The organism is Gordonia sp. IEGM753, from assembly GCF_050321825.1.
Classification (GTDB): domain Bacteria; phylum Pseudomonadota; class Gammaproteobacteria; order Pseudomonadales; family Pseudomonadaceae; genus Aquipseudomonas.
In genome coordinates, this window is the sequence record NZ_JBNQGB010000001.1 from 953,952 (window position 1) to 968,438 (window position 14,487).

At 60.2% G+C, this 14,487-nt stretch carries 14 protein-coding genes; 2 read left to right on the forward strand and 12 right to left on the reverse strand.

The features are described from left to right. Window positions 1-84 precede the first annotated feature (84 nt). Entirely contained in the window at window positions 85-1,194 is a 1,110-nt protein-coding gene (gene ribBA / locus ACQR3R_RS04375; RefSeq protein ID WP_428270785.1) for a bifunctional 3,4-dihydroxy-2-butanone-4-phosphate synthase/GTP cyclohydrolase II, read from the reverse strand. Between the two features lie 70 nt (window positions 1,195-1,264). On the opposite strand from ribBA, the gene ACQR3R_RS04380 reads away from it, so the two are divergent. After that, window positions 1,265-1,561, forward strand: a complete 297-nt coding sequence (locus ACQR3R_RS04380) for a DUF1330 domain-containing protein (RefSeq protein ID WP_428270786.1) — start codon at window positions 1,265-1,267, stop codon at window positions 1,559-1,561. Window positions 1,562-2,118: 557 nt separating this feature from the next. On the opposite strand, the gene ACQR3R_RS04385 is transcribed toward ACQR3R_RS04380, so the two are convergent. The 8 genes from ACQR3R_RS04385 to ACQR3R_RS04420 form a co-directional block, all read right to left on the reverse strand. Then, complete coding sequence (locus ACQR3R_RS04385; protein ID WP_428270787.1) at window positions 2,119-2,682, reverse strand: NUDIX domain-containing protein; 564 nt, start codon at window positions 2,680-2,682, stop codon at window positions 2,119-2,121. 2 nt (window positions 2,683-2,684) lie between these two features. Beyond that, window positions 2,685-3,437, reverse strand: a complete 753-nt coding sequence (locus tag ACQR3R_RS04390) for an FCD domain-containing protein (RefSeq protein WP_428270788.1) — start codon at window positions 3,435-3,437, stop codon at window positions 2,685-2,687. An 89-nt stretch (window positions 3,438-3,526) separates the two neighbouring features. Next, the gene (locus ACQR3R_RS04395; RefSeq protein WP_428270789.1) at window positions 3,527-3,916 is read right to left on the reverse strand and encodes a carboxymuconolactone decarboxylase family protein; all 390 of its coding nucleotides are present in this window, start codon (window positions 3,914-3,916) and stop codon (window positions 3,527-3,529) included. Then, entirely contained in the window at window positions 3,913-5,388 is a 1,476-nt protein-coding gene (locus tag ACQR3R_RS04400) for a succinate-semialdehyde dehydrogenase (RefSeq protein WP_428270790.1), read from the reverse strand. Before ACQR3R_RS04400 ends, ACQR3R_RS04395 begins: the two co-directional genes overlap by 4 nt. A 140-nt stretch (window positions 5,389-5,528) precedes the next feature. Then, entirely contained in the window at window positions 5,529-6,014 is a 486-nt protein-coding gene (locus ACQR3R_RS04405; RefSeq protein ID WP_428270791.1) for a flavin reductase, read from the reverse strand. A 12-nt stretch (window positions 6,015-6,026) separates the two neighbouring features. Next, on the reverse strand, window positions 6,027-7,508 hold the full coding sequence (locus tag ACQR3R_RS04410; protein ID WP_428270792.1) for an aldehyde dehydrogenase family protein: 1,482 nt from the start codon (window positions 7,506-7,508) through the stop codon (window positions 6,027-6,029). Beyond that, window positions 7,505-8,338 (reverse strand): alpha/beta fold hydrolase, encoded by an 834-nt coding sequence (locus ACQR3R_RS04415; RefSeq protein ID WP_428270793.1) that lies wholly within the window; start codon window positions 8,336-8,338, stop codon window positions 7,505-7,507. Before ACQR3R_RS04415 ends, ACQR3R_RS04410 begins: the two co-directional genes overlap by 4 nt. Window positions 8,339-8,383: 45 nt before the next feature. Then, window positions 8,384-8,974, reverse strand: a complete 591-nt coding sequence (locus ACQR3R_RS04420) for an amino acid synthesis family protein (protein ID WP_428270794.1) — start codon at window positions 8,972-8,974, stop codon at window positions 8,384-8,386. A gap of 198 nt (window positions 8,975-9,172) precedes the next feature. Here ACQR3R_RS04420 and ACQR3R_RS04425 point away from each other — a divergent pair, with 198 nt between their 5' ends. Beyond that, on the forward strand, window positions 9,173-10,069 hold the full coding sequence (locus tag ACQR3R_RS04425; RefSeq protein WP_428270795.1) for a LysR substrate-binding domain-containing protein: 897 nt from the start codon (window positions 9,173-9,175) through the stop codon (window positions 10,067-10,069). 5 nt (window positions 10,070-10,074) lie between these two features. Here ACQR3R_RS04425 and ACQR3R_RS04430 read toward each other — a convergent pair whose 3' ends face one another. Genes ACQR3R_RS04430 through ACQR3R_RS04440 form a run of 3 tightly spaced genes read right to left on the reverse strand, consistent with a single transcriptional unit; the run spans window position 10,075 to window position 14,234 of the window. Next, window positions 10,075-11,502 (reverse strand): aldehyde dehydrogenase family protein, encoded by a 1,428-nt coding sequence (locus tag ACQR3R_RS04430; protein WP_428270796.1) that lies wholly within the window; start codon window positions 11,500-11,502, stop codon window positions 10,075-10,077. Next, complete coding sequence (locus ACQR3R_RS04435; protein ID WP_428270797.1) at window positions 11,499-12,692, reverse strand: iron-containing alcohol dehydrogenase; 1,194 nt, start codon at window positions 12,690-12,692, stop codon at window positions 11,499-11,501. Before ACQR3R_RS04435 ends, ACQR3R_RS04430 begins: the two co-directional genes overlap by 4 nt. A gap of 60 nt (window positions 12,693-12,752) precedes the next feature. Then, window positions 12,753-14,234, reverse strand: a complete 1,482-nt coding sequence (locus ACQR3R_RS04440; protein ID WP_428270798.1) for an amino acid permease — start codon at window positions 14,232-14,234, stop codon at window positions 12,753-12,755. Window positions 14,235-14,487 lie beyond the last annotated feature (253 nt).

The window sequence follows — 14,487 nt, forward strand, 5'->3', positions numbered from 1 at the left end:
CTTACCGGCTATCAGCCAAAAGCGGGTTTTCTTGTAAGGCAGGCCGCGAGGCAGCGGCCTGCTTGGGGTAGCGTCAGCTGGCGATCAATCGGTGAACGCGATGCTCTCGACCACTTCAAGGTCATAACCGGTCAAACCTGCATATTTCAGCGGTGGGCCGAGATGACGCAGCTTGCCGACACCCAGGTCTTGCAGTATCTGTGCCCCGGTACCCACTTCAGAATAGATGCGTGATTGCGACCGGTTGAATTGCCGAGGCGCTTGCGTCAGTTGTGGTACTCGCTCAAGCAACGCCTGCGAAGACTCGTGATTGGCCAGTACCACCACCACGCCGCAACCTTCCTGTGCCACGCGCTGCAGCGCCGCCCATAACGTCCAGTTGGAAGGGCCGCTGTACTCGGCGCCCACCAGGTCGCGCAACGGGTCAATCACGTGCACGCGCACCAACGTGGGTTCGTCGCGTTGCAACTTGCCCATGACCATTGCCATGTGCACGCCGCCTTCGATGCGGTCTTCAAAGGTGATCAGGCGGAACGTGCCATGCACCGTTGGCAGTTCTCGCTCGCCGATACGCACCACAGTGTGCTCGGTGCTGAGCCGATAGTGGATCAGGTCGGCAATGGTGCCGATCTTGATCCCGTGCTTTCGCGCGAACACTTCCAGGTCCGGGCGGCGGGCCATGGTGCCGTCATCGTTCATCACTTCGACGATCACCGAGGCCGGGGTGAAGCCGGCCAGGCGTGCGAGGTCGCAACCGGCCTCGGTATGGCCGGCGCGGGTCAGCACCCCACCTTCTTTTGCGCGCAGTGGAAAGATGTGGCCTGGTTGCACCAGATCGGCAGGGCCTGCGTTGGCGGCGACGGCTGCTGCCACCGTGCGCGCCCGGTCAGCGGCAGAAATACCGGTGGTCACGCCGACGGCGGCTTCGATGGACACGGTAAACGCAGTGCTGAATACACTGCCATTGCTCGGTACCATTTGTTCCAGGCCGAGGCGTTGGCAATGGTCGTCCGTCAGGGTCAGGCAGATCAGGCCGCGGGCTTCGCGCGCCATGAAACTGATCGCTTCGGCGGTGCAACAATCAGCAGCCAGCAGCAGGTCGCCTTCGTTTTCCCGGTCTTCGTCGTCGACCAGGAGCACCATCTTGCCAAGTCGATAGTCTTCGATGATTTCTTCGATGCTGTTGAAGGCCATGCTGGATTCTCAGTGTTTGATGGAAATGTATTGTGGTATACCATAATACAAAACAACCCGAGAGGTCACTATGAAGGCGTACTGGATTGCTCATGTGGATATCACCGACCCGGACCAATACAGCCAATACACCCAGCGGGCGCCGGCGGCGTTTGCGTTGTATGGCGGTCGGATATTGGCGCGAGGAGGACGTAGCGAAGCGATGGAAGGACGGCCGACGCCGCAGCGCAGCGTGGTGATCGAGTTTGACTCCTATGACCAGGCAGTGGCGTGTTACCAGTCCGAGCAGTATCAGGAGGCCAGAGGGCACCGCGAAGGCGTGGCGAAGGCAGAGGTGATCATTGTCGAGGGCGTGGCGCCGGCATAGCTCTGGTTATCGATCCCGGCCTTCACCACCGATCCGTAGGAGACTGGCTCGCCAGCGATGGCGCCCGTGAAATCGCCATCACCGGCAAGCCGGTTTCCTACGGGATTTGCGTTAGCGGCATAAATCCGGGGCTCGCCACCGATCCGTAGGAGACTGGCTTGCCAGCGATGGCGCCCGTGAGATCGCGATCACCGGCAAGCCGGTTTCCTACGGGATTTGCGTTAGCGGCATAAATCCGGGGCTCGCCACCGATCCGTGGGAGACTGGCTTGCCAGCGATGGCGCCCGTGAAATCGCCATCACCGGCAAGCCGGTTTCCTACGGGATTTGCGTTAGCGGCATAAATCCGGGAATCACCACCGACCTGTAGGAGACTGGCTCGCCAGCGATGGCGCCCGTGAGATCGCCATCACCGGCAAGCCGGTTTCCTACGGGATTTGCGTTAGCGGCATAAATCCGGGGCTCGCCACCGATCCGTGGGAGTCTGGCTTGCCAGCGATGGCGCCCGTGAGATCGCCATCACCGGCAAGCCGGTTTCCTACGGGGTTGGGGGCGGGTTCAACGGATGAAGTGGATCTTGCCGGTGTCGTCGTTGCCGATGTAGATACCGTAGACGCCTGCCTGACGCTCCTCGATATACCGTTCGAGAATCTGCCGGATCGCCGGGTAATAGATGCTTTCCCAAGGAATATCCTCAGGCGCAAAGAATTTGTAGTCGAGCGTTTCAGAACCGAATTGCCCGGTGATCTCCAACGCGATAGCGCGGAAGATGATGTACACCTCACTGATGGTCGGCACGCTGAAAATCGAGTAGGGCGAGACAATTTCCGCTCGCACGCCGCTCTCTTCCCAGACCTCGCGCAGCGCGGCTTGCTCGGTGGTTTCGCCACCTTCCATGAAGCCTGCTGGCAGCGTCCAGGTGCCAGGGCGCGGCGGTATCGCGCGCTGGCACAGTAAATATTTGCCGTCCTGCTCGATGATGCAACCGGCAATTATTTTCGGATTGATGTAATGGATATAGCCGCAACCGCAGCACATCAGGCGCTCGTGCGTATCGCCCGGCGGTAGCTGCGACCTGAGGTCGTTGCCACCACACTTTGGGCAAAAGCTCGGGCTGAACATGTTCAGCGACCTATGCGCGGTTCTTTAAGCGCGATGGGCAGGGTAATCAGCGGGATTTCGCCGGTTTCTTCCTGCTTGCGCTTGAGGTAATCGAGGGCAACGGTTGCCGCTGCGCGTACGTGGTCGACGCACGCCTGGTGAGCGGCCAGCGGATCACCGCTCTTGATGGCTTCGACCATGCGTTCCATCTCCTGATTGCTGGCGCCGCGACGGTTTTCCTGGGACACCGACGTCGCCCGCAAATAGCTGATGCGTGCTTGCAACTGACGCAACTGGGTCGCCGCAACATGGTTGCCCGAACCTTCAAGCAGTACGTCGTAGAAGCCCTGAACCGAATCGATAACCTGCTGCAGTTCGCCATCCTTGAGCGCCTTGCGGTTTTCCTCGAGGGCTTTTTCCAGGGCCTTGATGTCCTTGGCCTTGGCGCGCAGGGTAAACAACTGAACGATCAGGCCTTCGAGCACGCAACGCAGCTCGTAGATATCACCGGCATCGGACAGCGTAATGATGGCAACGCGAGGCCCCTTGGCGTCGGCGAATTCCACCAGGCCCTCGGATTCGAGGTGGCGCAAGGCTTCGCGGACAGAGGTGCGGCTGACGCCCAGGCGATCGCACAAATCACGCTCGACCAGACGGTCTCCCGGCAGAAGCTGGAAGTTCATGATGGCGCTTCGCAGTTTATCCAGCACGATTTCGCGCAGGGTAACGGGGTTGCGATTGACCTTGAAGCTGTCGTCGAGTGGCAGGCGTTTCATGGGGTCCGCTCTGAGTGTGGCTGTCCATGCAAAAAGAGCACCTCGATCATGAAATCGTCCGTGCTCCGGTCAGATCAAACAGCCAAGGGTTAACTGGAGGCCTCGGCATCGGCTTCGGCGAAAGCTTCACGGGCAAGCCGGAAGCTGTCTACGGCAGCGGGGACACCGCAATAAATACCGACCTGAAGCAGAATTTCGCGTATTTGTTCACGACTCAGCCCGTTACGCAAGGCACCACGCACATGCAGCTTGAGTTCGTGCGGCCGATTGAGGGCCGAAATCATCGCCAAGTTTATCATGCTGCGTTCTTTAAGCGACAAGCCCTCACGCCCCCAAACGTGGCCCCAGCAGTACTCAGTGACCATTTCCTGCAGCGGGCGAGTGAAGTCGTCGGCATTTTCGATGGAGCGCTGGACGTACGCTTCGCCCAACACTTGTGTGCGGATTTTCAGCCCTTGCTGGTATTTTTCGTTGCTCATTGCTGTGTGCTCCCGAAGTCGTCGAGTCCGCCCATCAGGGTGTATTTGAGTTCCAGGTAATCTTCGATGCCGTATTTCGAGCCTTCGCGACCCAGCCCCGAGGATTTGATGCCGCCGAAGGGCGCAACCTCTGTGGAAATCAGGCCTTCGTTGATACCGACCATGCCGTATTCCAGTGCCTCGCTCATGCGCCAGGCGCGGCCCAGGTCACGGGTGTAGCAATAGGCGGCGAGCCCAAACTCAGTGTCGTTGGCCATTTGCACCGCTTCGGCTTCCGTTTCAAAGCGGAACACGGCGGCCAGCGGACCAAAGGTTTCCTCGCGCGCGACTTTCATCGAGGTGGTGATGCCGGCCAGTACCGTTGGCTGGAAAAAACCGTGTCCCAATGCATGACGTTCACCGCCGCACAGCAGTTGCGCGCCATGGGCGAGTGCGTCTTGCACATGGTCTTCGACCTTGGCCACGGCGCGCTCGTTGATCAGCGGGCCCTGATAGCTGCCGTCGGCGAAACCATTGCCAACTTTCAGTTGAGCCACGCGCTCTGCCAGGCGCGCAACAAAAGCATCGTGAATGCCGGCCTGCACCAGGAAGCGATTGACGCAAACACAGGTTTGCCCGGCATTGCGGAACTTGGCGATCAGCGCACCTTCTACTGCGCGCTCCAGGTTAGCGTCGTCGAACACGATGAAGGGTGCGTTGCCGCCCAGTTCCAGCGAGACTTTTTTCAGCGTTGGCGCGCATTGCGCCATTAGCAATTTGCCGATCGCGGTGGAACCGGTGAACGACAGTTTGCGCACCAGCGGGCTGGCAGTCAGCTCGGCGCCGATGGCCACGGCGTCGCCGGTGATCACGTTGAAAATGCCCGCAGGAATCCCGGCCTGTTCGGCGAGGGCGGCCATGGCCAGTGCTGAAAACGGCGTTTCCGGTGCCGGTTTGACGATGCACGGGCAACCGGCAGCCAGCGCCGGGCCGGCCTTGCGGGTGATCATCGCCGCCGGGAAGTTCCACGGGGTGATGGCTGCAACGACGCCAATCGGCTCTTTGCTGACGACGATTCGTGCATCACCTTTATGGCTGGGGATGGTGTCGCCGTAGATGCGTTTGGCTTCTTCGGCAAACCATTCGATGAAGCTGGCGGCGTAGAGAATTTCACCCTTGGCTTCAGCCAGTGGCTTGCCTTGTTCGAGGGTGAGGATGTGCGCCAATGCGTCAGCATGCTCAATCATCAACGCGTGCCAGCGCTTGAGGATGTTGCTGCGCTCCTTGGCGGTCAGACCGCGCCAGGCCGGCCACGCCTTGTTGGCGGCGGCGATGGTTTCACGGGCTGCGGCGGCGCCAAGGTTCGGCACGCGGCCAATCAGCTCACCGGTGGCCGGGTTGAAAATGTCCTGGGTGGCGCCATCTGGCGCATCCAGCCATTGACCATTGATATAGGCCTGCTGGCGGAACAGTTGCGAGGCTGCTGGGCTCATGCCGGCTCCTGAAAGTAAAAAGGATCAATATGAAAACGGAACCTGCGAATCGCTTTTTGTAGGCGTCCGGCTTGCCGGCGATAGCGCCATTGAACGCGCCATCGCCGGCAAGCCGTATCCCTACAGGTTCATTTTCAACATCAGGTCAGGGCGGGCAGGGGGCCCAGCTTGCCTTTGTGGTAGATCATCGGTGTCACCGGCTGCGCTGGCAGAATCAGGTTTTTCACTGCGCCGACGATGATGGCGTGATCGCCACCGTCGTATTCGCGCCACAGTTCGCACTCGATGATGGCGGTTGCTTTGCCCAGCAACGGGTTACCCAACTCGCTCAAATGCCATTCGATGCCCTTGGCTTTTTCTTTGCCTTTACTGGCAAACGCATAGGCTTCGGCCGTCTGGTCGGCGGACAGCAGGTGAATCGCAAACTGCTTGCTGTCGCGCAGGATCGGGTAAGTGTCCGAAGCATAGTTGGGGCAGAACAGCACCAGTGCCGGGTCAATCGACAGCGCACTGAATGCGCTGGCGGTGATGCCGACGATGCCGCCGTCCGGGTCCAGGGTGGTGACCACCGTGACCCCGGATGGGAACGAGCTCATGACGTCTTTGTAAATGCCGGGTTCGATCATTTTGCAAATCTCCTAGCGCATCACAAACGGATCAGGCATTGGCGCCTGGGAGAGGTTGATCCACACCGTTTTCAGCTCGGTGTAAGCCAGCACTGAATCGATGCCGCTCTCGCGTCCATAACCGCTGTTCTTGAAGCCGCCGATAGGCGCCATCGCCGATACCGCGCGGTAGGTGTTGACCCAGATGATCCCTGAACGCACGTCGCGGGCCAGTCGGTGGGCACGGCCCAGGTCGCGGGTCCAGATGCCGGCGGCAAGTCCGAACTGCGAGTCGTTGGCGATTGCCAGCGCTTCGGCCTCGGTTTTGAAGCGAATGACCGACGCCACGGGCCCGAACACTTCTTCCTGCATGATCTTCATCGAATTGCTGTCGCATTCGAACAAGGTCGGCTCGTAAAACCAGCCTTCGCCCAGGTTCTCGGGCCGCTTGCCACCCAGGCGCAAGTGCGCGCCTTCGGCGATGGCATCGGCCACCAGGCCTTCAACCACTGCCAGTTGCTGCGCGGTGGCCATCGGTCCCATCTCGCTGGCGTCATCCTGCGGGTTGCCGATGCGGATGCGCTTGGCGCGTTCCACCAGACGTTCAACGAACTCGTCGTAGATTTCGTCCTGCACCAGCAAGCGTGAGCCAGACACGCAGCTCTGGCCAGAGGCCGCATAAATTCCGGCAATGGCGCCGTTGATTGCGCTGTCGAGGTCGGCGTCGGCAAAAATGATGTTCGGCGATTTACCGCCCAGTTCCAGGGACAACTTGGCAAAGTTTTCGGCGCTGCTGCGCACCACGTGCCGTGCCGTTGCGGCGCCGCCCGTAAAAGCGATTTTGCGCACCAGCGGATGGCGAGTGAGCGCCGCGCCCGTGCTTGGGCCGTAACCGGTGACGACGTTGACCACACCCGGTGGAATCCCGGCTTCCAGCGCCAGGCGTGCCAGTTCCAGAATCGTCGCCGAGGCATGCTCCGACGGCTTGATGACGATGGTGTTGCCCGCCGCCAGCGCTGGCGCCAGTTTGATCGCGGTCAGGTACAGCGGACTGTTCCACGGAATAATCGCGGCGACCACGCCCATGGCTTCGTGCACGGTGTAGGCAAACAGGTCGGGTTTGTCGAGGGGCAAGGTGCCGCCTTCGAGTTTGTCGGCCAGGCCTGCGGTGTAGTGGAAAAACTCGGGCAGGTAGCTGACCTGACCGCGTGTTTCGCGAATCAGTTTGCCGTTGTCGCGGCTTTCCAGCTGCGCCAGTTGCTCTTTGTTTTCGGCAATCAAATCACCCAGGCGTCGCAGCAATTTGCCGCGAGCGGTCGCGGTCAAGCCGCGCCATGCCGGACTGTCGAAGGCTGTCTGCGCCGCTTGCACGGCACGTTCGACATCAGCTTCATCGGCATCGGGCAATTCGGCCCAGGCTTCGGCCAGCGCCGGGTTCAGGCTTTCAAAGGTCTTGCCGGACAGGGCATCGACCCATTCACCGCCGATGCACATCTGGAAGCGTGCGAGTGTCATGCAACGATCCCCTTAATTTGGTTTTTTCGGGAGTGCACCGTGTCGAGAAACTCCAGCAACAGCTGGTTGACCAGACGCGGCGATTCTACGGGCATCATATGCCGCTGCTCGGCGAGCACGGCAACTGTCGCGCCAGGAATTCGCTCGGCCATTTGCGTGGCCATTTCCGGTGTCGAACCAGGGTCCAGTTCACCCGTAGCGATCAGTGTCGGCACCTGGATGCTGCCCAGGTCGTCTGCGCGGTACATGTCCTGGGTCGCGAACAGCTCATAGGTGGTCAAGTAACCCTGTGGGTCATTGTCGGCCAATGTCTGACGCAAGGCTGCGATCTGTGCCGGATTGGCGGCCTGGTACTCACGGCTGAACCAACGCGACAGTGCTGCCTCGGCGTTGGCATCCGGCCCGTGCTCCGCGGCCTGGCTGGTGCGGGCGATGACGCCGGCACGCTGTTCGGCGCTGCGATTGAACACGCTGTTAAGCACTACCAGGCCTTGCAGGCGCTGCGGATAGTGCAGGGCAAACGCCCGGGCAACGAGCCCGCCCATCGAGAAACCGATCACCGTTGCCTGAGGCAGTTGCAGGTGATCAAGCAGCTCCAGCAACTGGTCGGCATAACCCAGCAGCGGGGTACCACTTTCCGGGCGTGGACTCGCCCCATGCCCGAGCATGTCGTAGGCAATGACCCGATATTGGGTGGCCAGCCCAACAACCTGGCCGCCCCACATTTCTTTGTTCAGGCCCACGCCGTGGATCAATACCACGGGCTGGCCTTGGCCGGTCGCCAGGTAACTGGTGCCAGCCTTGGTGCGTTCAGCGGTGAGCCGAATCATGGAACGCTCCTGCATGCCTTTTTGTTGTAGGTGCTTTGCGTGGAATCACTGGGCCTTTTCGGCTGCCAGCTCTTCCAGATCGATGTAGCGATTGCCAATGCGTGGGTGCAGACGGCCGCCATCGGCGCAACCCAGTACCACGACAATTTCGTCGGCACGTGGCGCGTCTTCAATCTTCATTTCCAGGGTGATGTAATGCGAGCGCAGGCCTTCGTCATCCTTGTGCATCATCGGAATCTGGATCGAAGTGCCCGGGCAGCCGCGCTTGTTGGTGAAGCTGAGGTAGCTTTTGGCTTTGACGGCTTCGCGATAGTGGTTGCCGAAGCGCAGGGTGTGAATAACCGCAGAAGCGTGTTCGATCTCTCCGTCAGCGCCGACCACGGCAGCTTTGCCGTAGGCTTCGATCTTGTCGGCGCCGCCGATAATGCCCACCAGGCGTTCAACCATCAGCGCGCCGAGGTCTGAACAATTTTCGCGAATTTGCGGCTTCAGGTCTTCGACAAAGCCGTTGCCCAGCCAAGGGTTCTTCATCACGACCGCCAGGCCCACCATGGTCACCGGTTTTTCAGTGGCCTTGCCGCCTTCGATGAAGGTTTCTTCGACATAGCTGACGATCTTGCGGATTTCGAAACTCATGAGCTGCTCCGTATCAGGTAAAAAGTGTCTGTGCGTCTGATGGTATACCATAATACCGGAAGCACAAGTCCCCCAAACCGGTTTCTGGTCGGACGGCAGAAAAAAGCGCTTGCGGCGACGGATGGATTGGCTTGTCCGGCGCAGCCTTAACTGGTCCAATGACGCGCACTACTGACCCCCGTTCGACTGAGGAATCCCGTGCTTAGAAACGTTGCGGACATGGATTTGCGCTTGCTGCGTATTTTTTCCGTGGTGGTGAAATGTGGCGGGTTCACTGCGGCGCAGGCCGAGTTGAACATGAGCCAGTCCAATATCAGTACGCACATTTCTGGGCTGGAAAAACGCTTGGGGTACAGGATTTGCGAGCGCGGCAAGGGCGGCTTTCGCTTGACCGAAAAGGGCCAGATGATACTCACGGCGGCGCAGACCCTGTTTGGTGCCGTGGATGCCTTTCGTGACCAGGCGCAGAATCTTTCAGGACGACTGGTGGGGGATTTGTACCTGGGCCTGGCCGACAATATTGCAACCTTGCCCACGGCGCGCATCGACGCTGCTATCGCACGCTTCTACCAGCGTGAACACGACATGCACCTGCACATCTTCGTCAATTCGCCTACGGAGCTGGAGCTGGCAGTGATAGACGGCCAGTTGGACATGGCCATTTCCTACTTCAGCCGGCCACTGCCGACGCTGGCCTACCAACCGCTTTACACCGAAGAGATCGGGATTTTTTGCGGTGCTAAACACCCGTTGTTCGCAGTGGATTCGCCGAGCGTCGAACAACTCAAGGCGAGTGACTGGATAAAACACGGTTTTTTGCCGGTCGATCAGGTGCTACCCATTGCACCGGACCGGGCTTCGGCTACTGCGCATCACATGGAAGCCGTGGTACACGGCGTGTTGGCCGGCACGCACCTGGGTTACCTGCCTGCCCATTACGCGCGGCCATGGCTGGTGAGTGGACTGATGCGTGCGTTGCACCCCGAGACACTGCGCTATGAGGTGCAACACAGCATGATCACGCACATGGGCCACCCGCAAAGCGAAGCGGTGCGTGCTTTCATCGATGACTTACTGGCCGAACACAACCTGTAGCCGAATCAGCCCAAGCAGCGCGTTACATGCTTGACCGACTTATAGGCCGACAAGCCCCATGGCCCGAGTTCGCGGCCAATGCCGCTACCTTTGGTGCCGCCCCAAGAGGTTTCGACGAACACGGCCTGAACCGAGTTGATCCACACGTGGCCGACCTCAAGGGCATTGGCCACGCGCTCGGCACGTGCCAAGTCAGCGCTGATGACCGTCGCAACCAGGCCAAAGCGACTGTCGTTCGCCAAGGTCACGGCTTGGTCTTCCGAGCGGAAGCGATGAGTGCACAACACCGGGCCAAATATCTCTTCAGTCCAGAGCCTGCTGGTGACGGGGACGTCGGCATAAAGTGTCGGGCTGACGAACCAGCCGGGCTCGCACAGTGCGTCGCCGCCTGCGATGCATTGCAAGCCTTCGGCGCGGGCGATGGCGAAATACTCGCGCACTTTGGACCACTGCGCCTGACTGGTCAGCGGTCCCATCTCGACTTCTTCGGTCAACGGATTGCCGACGCGCAATTTTTCGAACGCGGCCTTCAAACGCAGTATCAAGGGATCGGCGATGGTGTCTTGGACCAGCAGGCGCGAGGTCGCCGAGCACATCTGCCCGGCGTTCCAGCAGATGCCCGCGATGATCCACTCAACGGCTTGGTCGAGATCACAATCGTCGAACACCACGATGGCTGACTTGCCGCCCAACTCCAGGGTAACGGGTCGACAATGCGCTGCGGCGCTGTGCATCACCTGGCGTCCGACGGCATTGCTGCCGGTGAAGGACAATTTGTCCAGGCCCTTGTGGTTGCTCAGTGCGGCCCCGGTCTCAGCCTTGCCGACGACGAGGTTCAGGACGCCCGCCGGCAACCCGATAGCGTCTGCGATCTGGCCGTAGGTTTGTTCGATCAACGGAGTGATTTCCGAAGGCTTGAGCACCACGGTGCACCCGGCGGCGAGTGCCGGTGCCAGCTTCCAGGCACTGGTGACCAACGGGAAATTCCACGGCACGATCAAACCGACCACGCCCACCGGTTCCAGGCGCGTCTGTGAGCTGAACCCGGGCACCGCCAACGGCACCTCGCGGCCCTGCTGTGGGTCAAGTTGTTCGGCGAGGCCTGCGTAATAATTGAAGGTAGCGACCGCATCGTCGATGTCGACGATGGCCTCATGCCTGGGTTTGCCGTTGTTCTGCATCTGCAGTGCAATCAGCGCTTCACGCCGTTGCTCGATCTGCCCGGCGAACCCTCTCAAGTAAACTGCGCGCTGCGCACCGCTGACGTTGCGCCACGCGGGCAATGCGCTGCGTGCGGCAGCGACCGCGTGTTCCACTTGTGCGGCGCTCGCCGCGGTCAACTCGGCGAAGGGTTGCCCCAGCGATGGATCGTAAACAGTGATGGAGTCGGCACCCGCGCCCTCCACCCAAACGCCTTCGATGTAGTGCGTCATTGCTGTGCTCCCTGCAGAACGCCGTGCACGGCGTTACGGAAAATCTGGCTGTAATCGGTGGCGTCGAGTACGCAGGCATTGGTGTCGGAAGAGGAAATATCCGCCAGCGCTTGCGTTCCGACCCACTCGGCGTCCTCGTCGTTCAGGCCGATGTCGGCCAGTGAATGCGGGATGCCGAGCCGCTGGCGCAGGTTCAGAACCCAGTCCAGGAAACCGGCGAAGTCAGGTTGTTCCAGCTCCAGATAGCGAGCGAGTCGGGCGATGTCTTTGCTGATGGTCTGTCGGTTGGCAATCAACACGTAGGGCAGCAGGATCGCGTTCAGTAATCCGTGATGTTTGTGGTAACGCGCGCCCAGTGGATGGGCGAGGGCGTGCACACCCCCCAAGCCTTTCTGAAAGGCCACGGCTGCCATGGCGGAGGCGACCAGCATGCCTTCGCGCGCAACCATGTTTTGGCCGTCGGTGTGGGCGTCAATCAAGTGCTGCTGAATCAAGCGCACACCTTCCACCGCGACGCCTGCCGACATCGGGTGATACAGCGGCGAACAAAAGGCTTCGATGTGATGCGTCAGTGCATCCATGCCCGTCGCGGCCGTCAGCGCCGGTGGCAGGCCACGGGTCAGCACCGGGTCCAGAATCACAGTGGCCGGGAGCATCTCCGGATGGCTGATCACGCGTTTGATGTTTTGCTCGCTAAGGGTCAACACGGCTTCGCGACCCAGTTCCGAACCGGTACCGGCAGTGGTGGGCAGCGCGATCAGTTTCGGCAGGCCCAATCGTGGGAAATCCGCCAGGCTGGGATAGTGCGTGATGACCTGCGACCACTCGAACCGGTCCAGCCCATTCGGCTCAATGACTGCCAGGCTGATGCCTTTGGCGGCGTCCATTGCACTGCCGCCACCCAGCGCGATCAGTGAATCGTGCTGGCCAGTCTTGAATGCGGCGACACCTGCGGCCACATCGTCCAGGCTCGGGTTACTGGCGACATTGCTGAACACTGCGAACGGGATATCTGCCTGCTGCAGATGAGCCTGCAACAGGGCTAACGGTTCCAGCGCCAGCATGCCAGGATCGGTGACCAGCAACGGATTGCGCATGCCCAACAATGTGCAGCGCTCAGCCAATAGCGCAAGAGCGCCCGGCCCACAGAAAATTTCGGTGGGGTAATTCCAGTAATGAAGGGAAGACATCGGTTACTCCGGATCAGCGAGGCGCATGACAGTTGCGCCTCGCGTTGCAAGACAAGGGCGTTATTGAGTACGCAAATGAGGCTTGGCGGTGCGCTGATACGGCTTGGCCCAGAACATGTAGATCAGGCCCAGCACGGCGAGAATCGAGAACACCAGAATCACAGCCCACACCTGAAACCAAGGGGCGCCGGGTGGCGCGAGCGATTCGCGGGGCCAGGCGACGTTGATGCTTTCGAACACCAGCCAGCAAAACGCCGCCAGGTTGATCGGCACGCCGAAGCGGCCGAGGGTGAAGGTGCCGGGTTCAGCCTTCCATTTGCCGCTCAGGCGAGCGAGCAGGGCGCAGGACACGACGATCAGGAACACCACGAAAAAGCCGCCGCTGCCGAACGCGATCAAGGTGCCGACGGCTGTCGCGTTCAACCCCAGGGCCAAGCCGAAACTGGCAAACAGGGTGCTGAACACCATGGCGGCAAACGGCACTTTGCGTTTATCAACTTTGCGCAACAGGGCCGAGGCCGGCAGGATCGAGTCCCGTGCCATGCCGAACACGGCGCGGCCAATGTAGGTTTGTACCGACACCACGCACGCAATGAACGCCACCAGCACAATGCCCACGAACGGACGTTCCGCCCAGGCACCAAACGCGTCGACGACGGCCGGCGTGACCGGGTCGATGACCTGGCCGGCGACCATGGCGGCGGTGTCGGTGTAGGACAAGGTGACGGCGAATGCGGTGAGCATCACCGTCAGGCCTACCAGGATCATCGAGCGCAAAATGGCGCGCGGCGTTGAAGTCCGGGCATCTGATGTTTCTTCAGAGACTTGCGAGCACGCATCGAACCCCAGGAACGCCCAGCCGCCGACCGCCATTGCCGTCAGGAATCCAGACAGGTAGGAACCGTCGGCGCTTTGGGTCGATGTCAGGCCTTCGAACAACAATGAGAACGAGTGGTTTCGAAAAAACAGCAGCAACAACACGCCGATGCCGATCGATGCAATGGCTTCGGCGATGATGCCGGCGTTAACGAAATACTTGAGCGGGTTGATCCCGAAAAGATTCACCCCAAGCCCCAGCAACAACAGCACGGCACCGCTGAACACCTGAGCGTTGGCGGAGGGCGCTTCGCCGGTGATAAACAGCCATAACCAGAAGCCGCCGAGGTAGGCAACGGTGGTTAAAGAGGCCAGCGCAGACGCCAGGTACATAAACCCGGTGAACCAGGCCCAGCGATCTCCGGCCAGTCGTTTTACCCATTGGTAACAGCCGCCGGCGAGCGGGTATTGCGATGCCAGTTCGGCGTACACCAACGCCACCAGCAATTGCAGGGTCAGGCACAACGGCACGATCCACACCCAGGATGGCCCGACACTCATCGCGCCCAGCGACATCACCGAGTAAATCCCGACAACGGGTGACACTGTCGCAAAGCCAACTGAAAAAGATGACCAGAGTGACAAACCCCGGTGCAGCTCCTGTTTGTAGCCCTGAGTGTGCAGCAGCTGTTCATCGGCGTTATGGGAGGTGGGCGACGGGTTCATTGCGCACCTCCAGCAAAGGCGTGTGCGCAAATCACTGCGCAGCGGCCGAAGAGGCTGCGTTCAAACGTATGTGACATAGAGTTTTCCCGAGTCGGCAGACACATTATTTTTAGGATCGCCTGATGATTGGGTCCCAGGCGTACCGACAACACATGCTCCTGCGTGAGGAGTGGAGGAAAGCTTAAAGCGGTCAAACATCAATATGAATTCATATGTTGTGAGGCTGACATCTGAATTTATTGATGTTTGAAGG

Excerpts from the sequence above, each read along its gene's own strand:
- ACQR3R_RS04420 (WP_428270794.1), bottom strand. The coding sequence starts at position 8,974 with ATGAGTTTCGAAATCCGCAAGATCGTCAGCTATGTCGAAGAAACCTTC.
- ACQR3R_RS04380 (WP_428270786.1), top strand. The coding sequence starts at position 1,265 with ATGAAGGCGTACTGGATTGCTCATGTGGATATCACCGACCCGGACCAA.
- ACQR3R_RS04385 (WP_428270787.1), bottom strand. The coding sequence starts at position 2,682 with ATGTTCAGCCCGAGCTTTTGCCCAAAGTGTGGTGGCAACGACCTCAGG.
- ACQR3R_RS04415 (WP_428270793.1), bottom strand. The coding sequence starts at position 8,338 with ATGATTCGGCTCACCGCTGAACGCACCAAGGCTGGCACCAGTTACCTG.
- ACQR3R_RS04395 (WP_428270789.1), bottom strand. The coding sequence starts at position 3,916 with ATGAGCAACGAAAAATACCAGCAAGGGCTGAAAATCCGCACACAAGTG.
- ACQR3R_RS04390 (WP_428270788.1), bottom strand. The coding sequence starts at position 3,437 with ATGAAACGCCTGCCACTCGACGACAGCTTCAAGGTCAATCGCAACCCC.
- ACQR3R_RS04440 (WP_428270798.1), bottom strand. The coding sequence starts at position 14,234 with ATGAACCCGTCGCCCACCTCCCATAACGCCGATGAACAGCTGCTGCAC.
- ACQR3R_RS04405 (WP_428270791.1), bottom strand. The coding sequence starts at position 6,014 with ATGATCGAACCCGGCATTTACAAAGACGTCATGAGCTCGTTCCCATCC.
- ACQR3R_RS04400 (WP_428270790.1), bottom strand. The coding sequence starts at position 5,388 with ATGAGCCCAGCAGCCTCGCAACTGTTCCGCCAGCAGGCCTATATCAAT.
- ACQR3R_RS04410 (WP_428270792.1), bottom strand. The coding sequence starts at position 7,508 with ATGACACTCGCACGCTTCCAGATGTGCATCGGCGGTGAATGGGTCGAT.
- ACQR3R_RS04430 (WP_428270796.1), bottom strand. The coding sequence starts at position 11,502 with ATGACGCACTACATCGAAGGCGTTTGGGTGGAGGGCGCGGGTGCCGAC.
- ribBA (WP_428270785.1), bottom strand. The coding sequence starts at position 1,194 with ATGGCCTTCAACAGCATCGAAGAAATCATCGAAGACTATCGACTTGGC.
- ACQR3R_RS04435 (WP_428270797.1), bottom strand. The coding sequence starts at position 12,692 with ATGTCTTCCCTTCATTACTGGAATTACCCCACCGAAATTTTCTGTGGG.